The 16733-nt window shown below is 28.0% G+C and carries 14 protein-coding genes; 7 read left to right on the forward strand and 7 right to left on the reverse strand.

Going from position 1 to position 16733, the window contains the following annotated elements:
* Positions 1–38 precede the first annotated feature (38 nt).
* The 4 genes from ACN5J5_RS11395 (at position 39) to ACN5J5_RS11410 (ending at position 4434) form a co-directional block, all read left to right on the forward strand.
* Positions 39–548 (forward strand): DUF4252 domain-containing protein, encoded by a 510-nt coding sequence (locus ACN5J5_RS11395; protein WP_418645013.1) that lies wholly within the window; start codon positions 39–41, stop codon positions 546–548.
* Positions 549–619: 71 nt separating this feature from the next.
* The gene (locus ACN5J5_RS11400; protein ID WP_418645014.1) at positions 620–1198 is read left to right on the forward strand and encodes a DUF4252 domain-containing protein; all 579 of its coding nucleotides are present in this window, start codon (positions 620–622) and stop codon (positions 1196–1198) included.
* A 122-nt stretch (positions 1199–1320) separates the two neighbouring features.
* Complete coding sequence (locus ACN5J5_RS11405) at positions 1321–3768, forward strand: M1 family aminopeptidase (RefSeq protein ID WP_418645015.1); 2448 nt, start codon at positions 1321–1323, stop codon at positions 3766–3768.
* Positions 3769–3825: 57 nt separating this feature from the next.
* Positions 3826–4434 (forward strand): alpha-ketoglutarate-dependent dioxygenase AlkB family protein, encoded by a 609-nt coding sequence (locus tag ACN5J5_RS11410; RefSeq protein ID WP_418645016.1) that lies wholly within the window; start codon positions 3826–3828, stop codon positions 4432–4434.
* A gap of 112 nt (positions 4435–4546) precedes the next feature.
* Here the strand turns inward: ACN5J5_RS11410 and gcvT are convergent, their stop codons facing one another.
* The gene (gcvT, locus tag ACN5J5_RS11415) at positions 4547–5629 is read right to left on the reverse strand and encodes a glycine cleavage system aminomethyltransferase GcvT (RefSeq protein WP_418645017.1); all 1083 of its coding nucleotides are present in this window, start codon (positions 5627–5629) and stop codon (positions 4547–4549) included.
* A 154-nt stretch (positions 5630–5783) separates the two neighbouring features.
* On the opposite strand from gcvT, the gene ACN5J5_RS11420 reads away from it, so the two are divergent.
* Together ACN5J5_RS11420 and ACN5J5_RS11425 are read left to right on the forward strand one after the other, a co-directional pair.
* Positions 5784–6329, forward strand: a complete 546-nt coding sequence (locus tag ACN5J5_RS11420) for a TlpA family protein disulfide reductase (RefSeq protein ID WP_418645018.1) — start codon at positions 5784–5786, stop codon at positions 6327–6329.
* A gap of 30 nt (positions 6330–6359) precedes the next feature.
* Positions 6360–6578, forward strand: coding sequence for a VF530 family DNA-binding protein (locus ACN5J5_RS11425; RefSeq protein ID WP_418645019.1), 219 nt, complete (start codon positions 6360–6362; stop codon positions 6576–6578).
* On the opposite strand, the gene ACN5J5_RS11430 is transcribed toward ACN5J5_RS11425, so the two are convergent.
* Both ACN5J5_RS11430 and ACN5J5_RS11435 read right to left on the reverse strand, forming a co-directional pair.
* Positions 6571–7824, reverse strand: coding sequence for a paraquat-inducible protein A (locus ACN5J5_RS11430; RefSeq protein WP_418645020.1), 1254 nt, complete (start codon positions 7822–7824; stop codon positions 6571–6573). The genes ACN5J5_RS11425 and ACN5J5_RS11430 overlap by 8 nt on opposite strands.
* Before the next feature lie 78 nt (positions 7825–7902).
* The gene (locus ACN5J5_RS11435; RefSeq protein ID WP_418645021.1) at positions 7903–8754 is read right to left on the reverse strand and encodes an alpha/beta fold hydrolase; all 852 of its coding nucleotides are present in this window, start codon (positions 8752–8754) and stop codon (positions 7903–7905) included.
* Between the two features lie 170 nt (positions 8755–8924).
* On the opposite strand from ACN5J5_RS11435, the gene priA reads away from it, so the two are divergent.
* Complete coding sequence (gene priA, locus ACN5J5_RS11440; RefSeq protein ID WP_418645022.1) at positions 8925–11372, forward strand: replication restart helicase PriA; 2448 nt, start codon at positions 8925–8927, stop codon at positions 11370–11372.
* 166 nt (positions 11373–11538) lie between these two features.
* On the opposite strand, the gene ACN5J5_RS11445 is transcribed toward priA, so the two are convergent.
* The 4 genes from ACN5J5_RS11445 to ACN5J5_RS11460 all read right to left on the reverse strand — a co-directional run bounded on the left by ACN5J5_RS11445 (position 11539) and on the right by ACN5J5_RS11460 (position 16682).
* Entirely contained in the window at positions 11539–12567 is a 1029-nt protein-coding gene (locus ACN5J5_RS11445; protein ID WP_418645023.1) for a hypothetical protein, read from the reverse strand.
* A gap of 215 nt (positions 12568–12782) precedes the next feature.
* On the reverse strand, positions 12783–13901 hold the full coding sequence (locus ACN5J5_RS11450; protein ID WP_418645024.1) for a hypothetical protein: 1119 nt from the start codon (positions 13899–13901) through the stop codon (positions 12783–12785).
* A gap of 7 nt (positions 13902–13908) precedes the next feature.
* On the reverse strand, positions 13909–14769 hold the full coding sequence (locus ACN5J5_RS11455) for a phosphatase PAP2 family protein (protein ID WP_418645025.1): 861 nt from the start codon (positions 14767–14769) through the stop codon (positions 13909–13911).
* Between the two features lie 239 nt (positions 14770–15008).
* Positions 15009–16682 carry a tetratricopeptide repeat protein gene (locus tag ACN5J5_RS11460; RefSeq protein WP_418645026.1) on the reverse strand — a complete coding sequence of 558 codons (1674 nt, stop codon included), beginning with the start codon at positions 16680–16682 and terminating at the stop codon, positions 15009–15011.
* Positions 16683–16733 lie beyond the last annotated feature (51 nt).

A 16733-nucleotide genomic window follows, 5' to 3' on the forward strand; every position in this document is an offset into this window, starting at 1 on the left:
AAAAGTAAAACCAAGTACTTAAATAAACCAAGAATATCATGAAAAAAATAATATTATTATTCGCATTTGTAATTACATCTAACTTAAGTTTCGGACAATCAATGTTTGATAAATTAGAAGATATTGATGAAGTATCATCAGTAGTTGTTAATAAAGATGCCTTTGAAATTTTATCAAAATTTAATGTCGAATCTAGCGATAACGAAGCTATGGAGGTTTTTAATATGATAAAAGATTTAAAAGAACTTAGAGTGTTTTCGACCGAAAATGATAAAACAGCGTCTGAAATGGAAAGTATGGTAAAAAAGGCTGTTAGTAAAAGTAATTTAATAGAATTAATGCGTGTGAAAGATAAAAATTCACGAGTAAAAATTTATGTTAAATCAACCAAAAATAAAGATTTTGTAAGTGAAGTGTTAATGTTTGTAAAAGATAAAGGAGCTAAAATAGTTTCTTTAACAGGAACGATTGATATTAATAAAATGTCAAAATTAGCTGAAACGTTTTCAAAAGATAAAAATGTAAAAGTTAAAGTAGAAAGTAACTAAAATTACTTTTAAAAAGAGGTAAGAAACAATACTCTTATCTCTTTTTTTTTAATCAATTTAAAAGAATCACCATGAAAAAACTATTTATATATTCGTTATTATTAGTTGCCTTTGTTACAGTTTCATGTAAAAAAGAAGCATCGTTACAAAATTATTTAGTAGAAAGTCAAGACAAAAAAGGTTTTGTAAATTTAGATGTGCCAGCAAGTATACTTCAATTAAGTGTTGATAAAGCATCAGAAGAAGATAAAAAAGCCTTTAATAGCATTCGTAAAGTAAGTATTACAGGTTTACCATATAAAGATACTGATGAAAAAACCTACGAAGAGGAGAAAGAAAAATTGAAAGAAATTTTAAAAAAATCGTCTTACAAAAAGTTGATAAATTTTAAGAAAGATGGCATGCATGCAACCATTTATTATAGTGGTAAAGCAGATGCAATTGATGAAATTATTGCTTTTGGTTATGGTAAAGAATTAGGAGTTGGTATCGCACGTCTTTTAGGAAATAATATGAATCCTGGTAAAATTATGGAAATGATGCGTAAAACTAAAGTAGATGCAAATGGTTTAGATTTAAATCAGTTTAAATCTTTATTAGGAAGTAATAAAACAATTGCTAAAAAACAAAAAGAAGAAGTTTCTGAGTAGTTTTATAAAATAGAATAAAAGAAAAAGCCATCAATAATATTGATGGCTTTTTCTTTTTAACGACTCATTAACAAGCCTAACAATAGATTTCCTTATTTTTGATGTTTAAACGAAAATATTTTATGAAGTTTCAAAAATTTCTTACCCTTAGTATTCTTTTTTTTACGCTTAGCATTTTTTCTCAATCAAGTACAGTTTATAGAGGTGAAAAAGATAAAGTTCATGATTTAGTTCACACGAAATTAAAAGTTGATTTTAACTTTAAAGAAAAGCAATTAAATGGGGAAGAATGGTTAACATTAAAACCACATTTTTATAAAACGGATAAAGTAACGTTAGATGCTAAGGCAATGCTTATTCATAAAATAACGATGAATAAGCAATCTTTAAATTATAATTATGATGATTTTAAATTAATTATTGATTTACCTCGCGTTTATAATAAAAATGAAGAATTTACCATTTATATTAAATATACAGCACGCCCAGAAAAAGTAAAGCAAAAAGGAAGCACAGCGATAACTTCGGCAAAAGGATTGTATTTTATCAATCCAACAGGGTTAGATAAAAAGAAGCCAATCCAAATTTGGACGCAAGGAGAAACTGAGGCAAGTAGTTGTTGGTTTCCAACAATCGACTCTCCAAATCAAAAAACATCACAAGAAATATATATTACCGTACCTAACAAGTTTGTAACACTTTCTAACGGAAAATTAGAAAAACAAACCAAGAATACAAACGGTACAAGAACTGATTATTGGAACTTTACTCAAAAGCATGCTCCGTATTTATTTTTTATGGGAGTAGGTGAGTACGAGATTGTAAAAGATTCGTACAAGAATATTCCGGTAGATTATTATGTAGAAAAAAAATACGCTCCGTTTGCAAAAGACATTTTTGGGAATACACCAGAAATGTTAGCGTTTTTCTCTAAAATAACAGGAGTTGAATATCCGTGGAATAAATATGCACAAATTGTTGGGCGTGATTATGTAAGTGGTGCGATGGAAAATACTACAGCTGTAATTCACGGAGAAAAAGCATATCAAACACCAGGGCAATTAATTGATGAAAATATACAAGAAAATACCATTGCTCACGAAGCTTTTCATCATTGGTTTGGAGATTTAGTAACGGCCGAAAGTTGGAGTAACTTAACGGTAAACGAAAGTTTTGCTAATTACAGTGAATATTTATGGCGCGAGTATAAATATGGTAAAAACGATGCAGATGCACATTTGTTAGAAGACATTGAAGGTTATAAAAATGGTCAGAATTACGATAAACATTTAGTTCGTTTTAACTACCATGATAAAGAAGATATGTTTGATGCGGTAAGCTATAATAAAGGTGGTGCAATTTTACATATGCTACGTAATTATTTAGGAGATGAAGCGTTTTATGCAGGATTAAACAACTATTTAACTACTCATAAATATAGTACCGGAGAAGCACATCAATTGCGTTTGGCTTTTGAAGAAATAAGCGGAAAAGATTTAAATTGGTTTTTTAATCAATGGTATTTTAATAGTGGACATCCGAAGTTAGAAATTTCTTACGATTTTAATAAACTAAGAAAAACGGTAACAGTAAATATAATTCAAACTCAAGAAAACGAATTTAAGTTTCCGTTTGCAATTGATATTTTTGAAGGAAGTAAAGCCACACGTCATACTGTTTTTGTAGACGGTAAAGACGCATCATTTTCATTTCCGTATATAAAACAACCCAATTTAATTCAAGTAAATGCTGATGGAGTTTTATTGTGTGATGTTTTAGAAAACAAAGTGTTGAGCGATTATATACATCAATTAAAATATGCAAATAACTATATGCATAAAAAAGAAGCTTTACTTGAGGTTGCTACAAAACAAGATGATAAAAAAGTGTTTGATGCTATTGCAAACGCGATGAACGATGATTTTTATAAAATTAGAATTTTAGCTTTGCAAAATATCAATTTAGCTTATAAAAACTCAAAAAGAAAGGTAATTGAGAATATTATGAAAATTGCTGTAAACGATGCTAAAACTTTGGTGCAAGCGACAGCAATTGAAACACTTGGTAAATTAACAGATCCTGAATTAAAATCGGTTTTTGAAAAAGGTTTACAAAGTAAATCATATTCTGTTTTAGGTAAATCGTTAGTAGCCATGTATTATATAGATAAAGATTTGGCTATTAAAAAATCGAAAACATTACCTGCTGAAGTAAAACGAATTATAGCTACGCCATTAACACGTATTTATTTAGAAGAAAACGATGAAGATGAGTTAACTTTTATAGCTAGTAATGTTATGTCTGGTATGTATTTAAGTCAGAATAAAAAAATACAATCTTTATATAAAAAAGCATTTGATAAAATTGCAAAAAGTAACAATACTGTTGCTCTTAGTAATTTAGCTGATGATATTGTTTCGAAAGGAATTCAATTTAAACAATATAATTTTGATAAAGTAGGGATTAATTTGTTACGTCAAGTGGTACAAAAACAAAAAACTGCCAATTTATCTAACCGAAGTAAAAATATTGAAATTATAAAAACAGCTATGGCAAAATTGCTAGAGTAAAAAGAGATTTAAGTATTATTAATTAAGAGTAAAAATGATTTTTGGTATATATTATTTATGGATTTATTCTCGCAATTTGATGATTTACCTAAAAATATACTACCTAAAAATGGTACGGTAAATTATCACGGAATTGTTTTATCAAAAGAAAAAGCAGACGCTTATTACCATCATCTTTTAAAAACGATTGCATGGAAAAATGATGAAGCTATTATTTTCGGAAAACTAATTGTAACCAAACGTAAAGTAGCGTGGTATGCAAATACAAATTTTGAATATTCATATTCAAATCGAACAAAAATCGCTTTAATTTTTACCAAACAATTATTAGAGTTAAAAGAACTCGTTGAAAAAGAAACGAGTGAAACCTATAATTCATGTCTGTTAAATTTATATCACGATGGCTCTGAAGGTATGGCTTGGCATAGTGATGGTGAAAAAGATTTAAAAGAAAACGGAGCAATAGCATCATTAAGCTTAGGTGCCGAACGTAAGTTTGGTTTTAAACATAAAAACACAAAAGAAACCGTTTATAAAGTTTTAGAACACGGATCTTTACTGGTAATGAAAGATGAAACACAAAGCCATTGGTTACATCGTTTACCACCAACAAAGAAAGTACATAGACCGCGAATTAATTTAACTTTTAGAACAATTGAAGAGTAAATTTTTTTGTAAAAAAAACAGTGAAAAAATCATCCTTTTGTTTAGGTAAATCAGTTTTATATAAAAAAAGCAACTCATAATGAGTTGCTTTTTTTTTGCTATAAATATTTAATTATCCTTTATAAAAAGGTAATTTAACAACCTTTGCAGGAATCTGTTTTTTACGAACTTGAATAAAAATTTCAGAATCTACTTTTGATAGTTCTTTAGTAACATATCCTAAACCAATACCTTTTCCTAAAGACGGACTCATAGTTCCTGAAGTTACACGACCTATTTTAGTTCCATCAGCATTAACAATATCATAATCATGACGAGGAATACCGCGTTCTGTTAATTCAAAAGCAACTAGTTTTTTAGTAACACCAGCTTCTTTTTGAGCCTTTAAAGCTTCAGCATTAACAAAGTTTTTGGTAAATTTGGTAATCCATCCTAAACCAGCTTCTAAAGGCGAAGTAGTATCATCAATATCATTACCATATAAACAATATCCCATTTCTAAACGCAAGGTATCACGAGCAGCTAAACCAATCGGTTTAATTCCCCAATCTGCACCAGCTTCAAAAACTTTTTTCCAAACAGCTTCTACATCTTCATTTTTTACATAAATTTCAAATCCGCCAGAACCAGTATAACCAGTAGCAGAAACAATTACGTTTGGCAAACCAGCAAAATCAGTAATTTCAAAAGTATAAAATTTAATAGTAGATAAGTTTACCGACGTTAACGATTGCATAGCTTCAGCTGCTTTTGGACCTTGAATAGCTAATAACGACCAATCTTCAGAACGATTTTCCATAACAACTCCTATATCGTTGTGTTTAGAAATCCAATTCCAATCCTTTTCAATATTAGAAGCATTAACTACCAACATATACTCATTGTCAGCAATCATATAAATAATTAAATCATCTACAATTCCACCATCAGTATTCGGCATACAGCTATATTGAGCTTTTCCTGGAACAAGTTTAGAAGCATCATTAGATGAAATTTTTTGAATTAAAGCCAAGGCATTTTCTCCTTTTAAGAAAAATTCACCCATGTGACTTACATCAAAAACACCTACTCCTTTTCTAACAGTTTCGTGTTCTAAATTTACCCCCTCGTATTGTACAGGCATGTTGTAACCCGCAAAAGGAACCAATTTTGCTCCTAAAGCTTCGTGTATATGTGTTAATGCAGTATTTTTCATTTTAAAATTGTTTGTTTTAAAGTGTTGCTAAATTATTGAAAAAAAGGCAAACAAATAGTGTGATTTTGTTTAATGTTATATTCGCTAAAAGTTTGTTAATTCTCATTTATTATATGCAAAGAATATTACATTTGAATATTATAAAAAGTTACTAATGAAATTTAATAAAAAAACAATTTCAAATATTGTATTTGTTGTTATTATAGGGCTGTTATTATATCCGCCAACCAAAGTATATTTTATACGGTTGATTTCGTTTTCGCCATCAGTAATTGCTGAAGAAAAACAAGAACAAATTGTTGATTATAATTGGAATTTAAAAGGCTTAAATACGGCGAATATCGATTTTAATGATACTAAAAATAAGGTGGTTTTTGTTAATTTTTGGGCAACTTGGTGTCCGCCATGTATTGCAGAAATGCCAAGCATTCAAAAATTATATGATGATTATAAAGACAAAGTAACCTTTGTTTTTATAAGTAATGAAGATTGGAATACGATTGATGGTTTTTACATCAAAAACAATTATAATTTACCAACCTATAATACGTTGAGTAAAACTCCAGGGCAATTAAAAAGTAATTCGATTCCCGCTACTTTTATTATTGATAAAAAAGGAAACATTGTTACCGATAAAAAAGGAGCTGCAAATTGGAATAGTGCTAAAGTTAGAAGTTTATTAGACGAATTAATCAACTAGAAACTTTACTTTTGTTGTTTTAAACATACTATGAGTCAAGAACAACCCAATAATCCGCTTCACGGAATAAAATTAGCAACCATGTTAGAAGAACTGTATTTAGAATATGGTTGGGAAGAAATGGGTGATATTTTAAGTATTAATGCGTTTAAAAAGAATCCAACGTATAAATCGAGCTTAAAATTTTTAAGAACAACGCCTTGGGCAAGAGCAAAGGTTGAAAAGTTGTATTTAGAGTATATTAGTTAGATTTAGTGTTTGTTTTTAATTTTTGAGTAATAAAAATACCCAAAATTACAAAAGCAGAGAAAGAGTAAAATCCAAACATTAAATTTGATTGATTTGTAGTAAGTATATTAAATCTAATTGAGATGTTTTCTAATTGATTCAATTGGTCGTTTATAATTCCGTCAAAGCCTATATAGGACATTAAAATAGCTATAACAAAAACATCTGCCATTGACCATTTTCCTGATTTATATACAAAGAAAATAATTAATTTATTTTTTCTAAAATTGGTTTTAAAAGTCCATATAAATGATGACATAATTTTTGTTATAGGAAATATAACACTGAACATTAAAACTAATATTCCAACAGACATAATTCCTATTTTGTTTTGAGATATCATTAAGTAAACTACTTCAATAATACTTTTACTTTTATAAAATAATACTTGATTTTTAAAATTAACATTATTTCCTAATAAAGTAAATTCCATTTTGGAAATTCTAGCATCTATTTCTATCATAGGTAATATAATCCCTAAAACAAGAAAAATTAAACAAACAAAGAGTGATAATGAAGTATCTATTTTATTTAATTTTTTTGAAAACTGTATGAGTAAAATTATTAAAATAAAATTTATCAATAAAATTAATTTGTTTATAAATAAACTTTCTTCGAGGTGTTTTATTTTTAAATTTAATTGCTTTTTTGCTATTGTTTTATTCGTATAATTATACTTTTTTATAATTGAATTTATTTCGGAATAATCTGTTTTTGAGAAAGTCTCATTTGTATAATTATCAATAATGTTTTTGATATAAATTTTTAAATTTTCACGATTTTCTTCTTCATCAAGAAAATTTATTATTTGTTCTGTAATTATAGGTATATCTCTTTTTATATGGTCAAAAGTACTAGTTGTTGTTGCTACAATATTTTTAAAAAAACCAGTAAATGATTTTCTGTTATCTCTATAATACCTTTCTTCAAAATTATTAATTTCTCTCTTTAAAAAGGAAGAAATTTTTATTTTCGTTTTAATCTTTTCGTTACCTTTAAAATTAAATTCTTCAATTTTATCAGAAATTATATCAGTTAGAATTATTTTCCATTCATCAACGTTAAATAAACCGTATTTTATTTTTGATAATTCAATTAAATCGCTTTTAACAGATAGATTTATTTTTTCATTTTTATATATATTTATTGAAAAATAAATAGAAGATAATAACAAAGAAAATAAAAGAAGTGTCTTTAGGAGTTTCAAAATAATAGCTTTTTTAAAGCTAAAATACTTATAAATTAAACTTTTAATTTAATGATATTCAAAAAAATAATTTGAATATTAGTTTAAAACCAACTCACTCCATTCTTTCGGGTTTTCTAGCATCGGGAAATGTCCTGTGTTATCTAACCAAAACAACTCGTTATTAGGAATTTCGTTCTGTAATTGTGTAGCAATTTCTTTTACTGCAATCGGGTCATGTGTTGCCCAAACAATTTTGGTTGTAATATTAGTTTGTGTTAAAGCACCAATCCAACGATGCCAAAAAAAGTAACGTTCGTTAATGTAGTTACTTAATAAGTGGATCACTTTTCGCCCGTTATTATGGTTAATTTGAAACCACATTTCGTTTAACTCGGTTTGTGAAACTTTAGATTTATCAAAATAAATATTCCTGATATTTCGATTAAAAAGAGCTTGATTTGCCAATTTAGCAACCCATTTCCCTGTGATTTTACTTTTTAATAATTTTTGAATTGTACGAAGTTTAGCTAATTCAATATGCATACTTCCGTTACATAAAATTAACTTGTTTACTGTGATTTTTAATTGATTTTGGTTGTTTCGTGCGATAATTTCGGTAGCAATACTTGTTCCGTAATCGTGTGCTAATAAAGTAACATTTTGTAAACATAGTTTTTCCCAAAGTAATAAAGCAATATCCGCCTGTTCAATTAAAGAATAGGAATAATCTAACGGTTTATCAGAAAAACCAAATCCTAAATGATCGTGAATAATTACTCTATACTGTTTTGTTAAATAAGGTAATGCTTTGTAATAATCAAAAGAAGAAGTAGGGTATCCGTGTAAAATGATTAATGTTTTATCATGATTTCCTTCATCAATAACAAAAATATCTCGATCATTAATTCTAATAATATTCCCTTTTGCTTTCCATTCTAATGAAGTCATAAATACCTTTATTTTTCTGTTTACAATGTAGTGATTTTTGTGTAGTTTTGAATTTGTCAGTTCGAGTAAAATTTATTTGAACAGATAAGAGAAAATTAAAATTTTATCAAGAATAGAATATAAAACTTCTCGATATAATTTTACTCATTTCAATCATAAAACCACTCGAAGTGACACCATATTTCATCGACGTTATATTACCAATTCCTTTAAAAAAAACATTTACTTATTCGGTAAATGAGGCAGAGTTTTCATTCCTTAAAAAAGGAATGCGCGTGGCTGTTTCTTTTGGTAAAAGTAAAATTTATACAGCGTTGGTGTTTAATATTCATCAAAATGTGCCAGAATTATACGAAGCAAAAGATATTCATCAAATTTTAGATGAAAAACCTATTGTAACAGAGCCTCAATTAAAACATTGGGAATGGATTTCTAGTTATTATATGTGTTCTTTAGGTGATGTTTATAGAGCTGCATTGCCATCGGCTTTTTTATTAGAAAGTGAAACGATTATTTATAAAAACGAAACTTTTACTGATGAAACAAGTTTAACTGATGAAGAATTTTTAATTTTTGAAGCGTTACATAATCATTCACAATTAACTATTCACCAAGTATCGGATATTTTAGGTAAGAAAACAGTGTTACCTATTATTGATGGATTGATAAACAAAGAAGCTGCTTTTATTAAAGAAGAAATTTACGAAACCTATAAACCTAAATTGGTAAAATATGTTCGTTTAAATTCGAAATACACCTCAAACGAAGCTTTGCAGAGTTTGTTAGAAGCGCTTTCTAGAGCAAAAAAACAGCGAGAAGCAGTATTGGTGTATTTTCAGTTAGCAGTTGCTAAAAAACCAATAAAAGCAAAAGAGTTAGAAGATAAATCAGGCGCTTCATCCGCAGTAATAAAAGCGTTGGTTGACAAAGATATTTTTGAGTTTTATGAAATTCAAACAGATCGAATTAATTTTAATGGAGAAACCAATCAATTAAAAGAATTGAACGAGTTTCAAGAGCAATCTTTTAATGAAATAAAAACCTCTTTTGAAACTCAAAATGTAACGCTTTTGCACGGAGTTACTGGTTCTGGTAAAACAGAAATTTATGTAAAACTGATAAAAGAAGTTATTGCAGAAGGAAAGCAAGTATTGTTTTTATTGCCAGAAATAGCTTTAACAACACAAATAATTGCCAGATTACAGCGTTATTTTGGAAGCTTTATATCAGTATTCCACTCAAAATATTCGATGAATGAGCGTGTAGAAGTTTGGAATAATGTATTAGAAAACAAACCCAAAGCGCAAATTATTTTAGGAGCTCGTTCTTCAGGTTTTTTACCTTTTAATAACTTAGGATTAATAGTTGTTGATGAAGAGCACGAAAGTTCGTATAAACAATTTGAGCCTTCGCCTCGTTATAATGCAAGAGATTCTGCCATCGTTTTAGGACATTTACATCAAGCAAAAGTGTTATTAGGTTCTGCAACACCATCCTTAGAAAGTTATTATAATGCCAAACAAAATAAATACGGATTTGTTGAACTAAATAGACGTTTTGGTAATATTCAATTACCAAAAATTGAGTTGATTGATGTAAAAGAGAAACATCGAAAAAAGGAAATGAAAGGTCATTTTTCTGATCGTTTATTAAAAATGATTACCGAAGCATTGGATGAAAAAGAACAGATAATTCTGTTTCAAAATCGTCGCGGATTTTCACCTGTTGTAGAGTGTACCACTTGTGGAGTTTCTCCGCAATGCCCTAATTGCGATGTAAGTTTAACTTATCATAAATTTAGAAGAGAATTAAAATGTCATTATTGTAGTTATCAACGATCAATGCCTAATAGTTGTGGAGCTTGTGGTACAGCAACTTTAGATACCAAAGGATTTGGAACCGAACAGATTGAATTAGAACTAAAAGAATTGTTTCCGAAGCATAATATTGGTCGGATGGATTTAGATACGACACGTGGTAAATATGGATATCAAAAAATAATTGGCGCCTTTGAAGCGCAGGAAATTGATATTTTGGTAGGAACACAAATGTTATCAAAAGGATTAGATTTTGAAAACGTATCGTTAGTAGGTGTTTTAAGTGCCGATTCTATGCTTAATTTTCCAGATTTTAGAGCGCATGAAAGAGCTTACCAATTAATGGTACAAGTGTCGGGTAGGGCAGGACGAAGTAAAAAACAAGGTAAAGTAGCCATACAGACATATAATCCGTATCATCAAATATTACAACAGGTTTCTACGACAAATTATACAGAAATGTATAAAGAACAGTTACAAGAACGTTGGCAATTTCAATATCCACCGTATTATAGAGTGATAAAAATTACATTAAAACACAAGGATTACAATCGTGTAGAAAATGGGGTGAATTGGCTAGCAAAGTCGTTACAAAATGTATTTCAAGAAAATGTTTTGGGTCCAACAGCTCCGGCAGTTTCTCGTGTTCGAAACTTATATATTAAAAACTTAGTAATTAAAATTCCACCAAAACAATCGTTAGGGAAAACCAAAGAGCAAATAACTAAAATCAGAAATACTTTTGAAGCGGTTAAAGATTTTAGACCAATCCGTTTTATTATTGATGTTGATGCGTATTAAAAATTTAATTAGCTTAGCGTCTATGGGTATTACTGGGGGTAAAATTATTGACTTTCCATTAAGCACTTAGCGAAATCAAAAGATTTAGTAGATTTTATAAAAAAAATTAAACTATGTATTAAATACTAAAACCCGTATTATTTAAAGCCATTGTTTAGCATTAATTTTACATTTCCCACATTCTCTTTCTAAAATAATATTCATTTATACCTTCTCCAACATAGTAATCACGATTACTTCTTTCAATCATAAATTTTTTTAAACCTCCATATGGCATTTCAGTTCGTTGTTCACCTCGGTATTCAATTCTAGATTTTTGATAACTGAACATATCACTTCTGTTGATAAGAATTACACCTTCTTCAATTCTAAATCCTTCAAACAGATATGTTCTTATTTGGTCACAAATGTAATTTAATGCGCGAGTAAGTTCTAATACCAAATCTATGATTAATCCTAGATGATATTCATAATGTTCAAGAGCTTTAATTTCTGTTTCTTGACAATAAGCACTTTCATTATTATAGAATTGTTCTCTTTGATAGTTTTTGTAAAATTTCTTTATAGAATATCCATTTGGGTTTTCATCAGGAAATTCTGAGTATAGTCTGACTAAATCATTTAGTATGTTTTTAAAATTTATTAGAGATGATTCTAAAGGTAAATATCTTTGAGGCCAAGCCCTTGAAACTATGTAGTCAGGTACTTGTTTTAAAGTGTCAAATTCCTTTTTGGGAAAAGTTTCCCACATTCCAAGCATATAAGAAGTCCAATTTGTCCAAGTATCTAAGTTTGATAATTCTATGAATTTTTGAATATATGTTGCGTATAATTCATCATCTCTAGTTTTTTGTCTATCTGTAGATAGGTTTTTCTTTACCCAAAGTTCGTGTGTTTTTTTATACTCGTGTAACTTTTCAACTGTATATTCAACTTCTTGGTCATCAATAATTTTATGATGGACACTACAAAGTAAGATTAAGTTATCATACTTATCTCTTTTTTCTTCTTCGAGAGGATGATTTCCTCTAGGGCCTTTAATTTTTTTCGCTACAATGTGAGCTTCTTGACCAATAATAGAAGGGTCATCTGTTGAAGTTTCATCAATCACCAATTCTTTTTTACAATCAGGAAAAGCACACATGTTTCCTGACCTTCCCCAAATTAATTTATGTGTTTTTAGTGATATACTCATAATTGGTGTTAACTTATTTGTGGATATGAATCCGTTTGAATGATTTAAATTCAATGTTAGTGAAAGTTTGTAGAATTTAGCTTAAGAATCAAGCTAAATTATTTTTCAAAAACTTATAAGATGTATAATTTCTCCATTTTTTATTTTGAGTATCTATGGTATGAATAGTTATAGCAACAAATTTAGGAGAGTATAACTCGTTATTCTGTTTAAATCTACAAGGCTTTCTCGAAAATTCGATATTTTTTATAAATTTTATGTTCCATGCGCTCCATAACAGCTCGCATTTTTTTGTTATCCTCTAAAATTAAATGACTGTCTAAAACGGTTAATCCGTTTTCTTTTGCCGATTTATACATTGATTGTGCCATTAAAGCAATTAATCCGGAGTTTTGTAACTCTTCGCTCACACAACCTAACAATAAATTAAGTTGATTGGTTTGTTTAAAAGCTCTGAGGATATGAATAAACCCGAGGGGAAATAACTTTCCATTTGCTTTTTTAAATCCGTTACTTATATCTGGCATCGCCACAACAAAAGCAACTACTTTACTGTTAGTGTCAACAACAACTTTTATATACTGAGGTTTTAGTAAAGGTAAAAAACGTTCAGAAAACTCTTTAGATTCTATATCTTCTAACGGAGCAAAGCCATAAATGTTTTTATAGGTTGAATTTATTAAATCAAACACTGGTTTTACATACGGACGAACATGTTTCGATTTTTTAAACTCTAATACTTTAAAACCTCTTTTTATAACTCTGTCTACAATTTTATCGTAAATTTCAGGTGTTTTTTCAGGAATTTGAGCTCTGTATTGAAAAATATCTAGTTTTTTATTAAATCCATTTTGTTCGGTAAAATCTACCATATATTTATAGCTACAATTGGTAACCATAACACTTATCGGATCATTAAAACCATCAATTAAAAAACCTTGAGGATCTTTATCAGAAAAACCTAAAGGGCCAATAATTGTATTCATTTTCTTTTTTCTTCCCCAATCTTCAATAGCTTTTATCAAAATAGTAAATACTTCGGTATCATCATAACATTCTAACCCGAAAAAGCGAACATTTTTTTCGTTGTTTCCGTTGTTGTAAGTATGATTTATAATCCCCATAATTCTACCAACAACTTCATTGTTTTTTAAAGCTAACAACATTATGGTATCACAATGGTTAAAAGAATGATTTTTGTTTTTATCAAATACTTTCCATTCATCAGAAATTAAAGGAGGTAACCATTCTTTATGATTCTTGTGAATTTTAAAAGGCAATAGTATAAACTTTTTTAAATCCTTTTTAGAGGTAATTTCTTTAAGTTGAATCATAGAGTGGTTAAAGTTTGATATTCTTATTATAAATAGGAATTTTATATAAGATGGATGCTAAATATAACATAATTGGTGCAAATATAATTCCACCTAAAACATCAATAGCATAATGTGCTTTTATATAAACGGTTGATAAAATTAAAAGAATAACCAACGGGAAAATTATTTTAATAAATAAAGGAGTTTTTTTACGTAAAAGAAGTATTATAATGATTGAAATTCCGACATGTGAACTCGGAAAAGCTGCCGTAGGTTGTTCTGCATTAGCTTGTATAAAATGCATTATTTTATCGAAAATAAAAGCGACAGGTAAGTCTTTTTCTGGTGAGGATAAATAAAATTGTGGGCCTGCGGATGGGATTATCCCGAAGAATAAATAAAATAACAACATTGCCGCAGAGAATTTAAAAATTAATTCTGTTGATTCTTCCTTAAGCTGATAATATGCAATAATTACAAATGCTATAATAAGCAAGTAAAATGAAAAATATCCGAAATACATGAGTTCACTAAAAAGTTTACTGGACAAGGTTTTAGAAAAGAGCAAACTTGGTTGGAATCCGAATAAAAACTCATCTAAATCTATTAATTTTTGATCTATATTTTGCCAAATAAATTTATTATAAAAAACAGTTTCTGAGTAAAAATAACCGCTGAGTATTATTGGGTATATATTTCTGATTAATTTTACAAGACTGTTTTTAATTTTACTATTTATAAAAATTAAAACAAATATACTTGCACTAATCAGTCCTCTTGTTAGTAATAAGTTTAAAGAGTTCGTGGATTGATTCCATGAAAAAAAAAGGAATAAAGTGGTTACAAACACATATCCGAAGAAAAGGAAATCAATTTTTTTGAACACATACTAAATTTTGATATGCTAATATATTAGTTTTTTTCTAGAGAAAAATTGTTAGAATTATTTATGGTGAGTTAATTTATTAAAAATATAGTTTCATTTTAATAAATAGTATGATAAAAGACAGAAACAGATTTAACGATACAGTTGTAGTTTATGTTGTATTACGAATAATCATTTAATTATCTCTTTAAAATTAAATGATTTCTAAAATAAACAACCTATTTTATTTTGTTGATTTTTTAAGCTTTATTAAGCAGATTCTTAATGAATAAACCTAATTCTTCCCCTTTGTTGATTTTTAATTTTTTACGAATTCTAAATCGAATAGATTTTATGGATGATATCGTAAGATCACGCGTATTCATTATTTCTTTGCTATTCATATCTAAATAAATAAGCTTACAGACTTCTCGTTCTGATTTGGTTAGAGAAGGAAATTGTTCAATTAATTTTTTCTCAATTAAGTCATCTTTAATAGTAGTATTTTCTGAGATATAATTAAGTTTTTTTTCTGTTTGTTTTTGTTGTTTTAGTTGAATAATAATTGATTGATATTCTTTAAGTAAAACACTACTGTTATCGCTTTTGTGTAAAGCTTTAATACGGTCGGATAATTCACTATTAAAATTAGAACGCATTTTGTTATCATTAAATAGTCGTTCTGTTTTATATCGAAGAAAATTTATTTGTTCATTTAATAAATCGTTTTTAATTTCTTGTTTCCTGTTTTTTTCATAAGCTATTCTTCTATGGTTTCTATAAATTAAAAACAAAGCAATGAGTCCTAAAGAGGTTACAATAAATAAAAAAGCATACCATTTTTTTTGTGAACGCTCATGTTTATTTTGAGATAGTAATTTTATTTTGTCGTTTTCAGCTTTTAAACTATCCGTTAAGGCCTTCTTTTTATAAAAATAATCCAGTTCTAATTCCTTAATTTTTTCAGATTGCTTGTTGTTAAATGCAGTATCTTTGTACTTTCTATAGGTTTTATAATTATTTAAAGCTTTTTCAAATTCATTTTTACTATTCGCTATTTTATATCTTTGTTTATATAGAATAGAAAGAAGTTTTTTGTTATTATATATTTTACAAATAGTTTCAGAACTATCTAAATACATGTAGGCTTTTGTGTGTTTGTTTAGTTTTCTAAAATTAACAGCAATATCTTTATAGGTATTAGCAAGTCTTTCTATTTTTTCATTCTTTTTATATATTCTAATATTCTCTAATTGTATTTTTATAGAAAGATTATACTTCTTTTGTTTGTTAAAAATTCTAGCGATATTATTATTGGCATCAGCTTTTTTAAAATTTTCGGCATAATAAATTTTCGCGCTATCTAATATTGTTAGTGCTAGGGCATACTTCCTTTTTTTATATAAGAAATATCCATAGTTGTTTAGCGACTTTGCGTAATCTAAACTATCGTACTTTTTACGAATCGGTAGTGCTTTTTTAATGTATTCTATTGCTTTATTGTAATTACGTTTAGCAGAAAATAGCATAGCAATATTATGAAAAGACCTTCCAATTTTTATAGAATCATTGTCTATTTCTTTAATTTTTAAAGCTTCCAAGTAATAAGAATAGGCTACATCATAATTATTCCTTCGTCTTTCGATAATGCCTAAGCAATCATTTGCTAAAGCCATCATTTTTAATTTATCACTGTAATTGTAATTCTTATTTAATTTTCCTAAAGCTGTTTTTAAATGTTTTTCGGCGGCAATCGGGTTTATTTTATCTTTTAAAACACCTAGTTCTATATGATAGTTAACTAATAAAGAATCAGAAGTAGTAATGTTTAATAATGAAGTTATAGAATCGATTTTCTGCTCATTTTTTTGTGCAAAAGCGAGTGAACATGAAAATAAAAAAAAGAGGAGTATGTTGTATTGCTTTTTAATCATAGTACAAATATGTGAATAAAAATAGAATATTTTTAGGCTTGCAACCTTTTG

Origin of the sequence: Tenacibaculum insulae (assembly GCF_964512435.1) — a bacterium.
Classification (GTDB): Bacteria; Bacteroidota; Bacteroidia; order Flavobacteriales; family Flavobacteriaceae; genus Polaribacter; species Polaribacter insulae_A.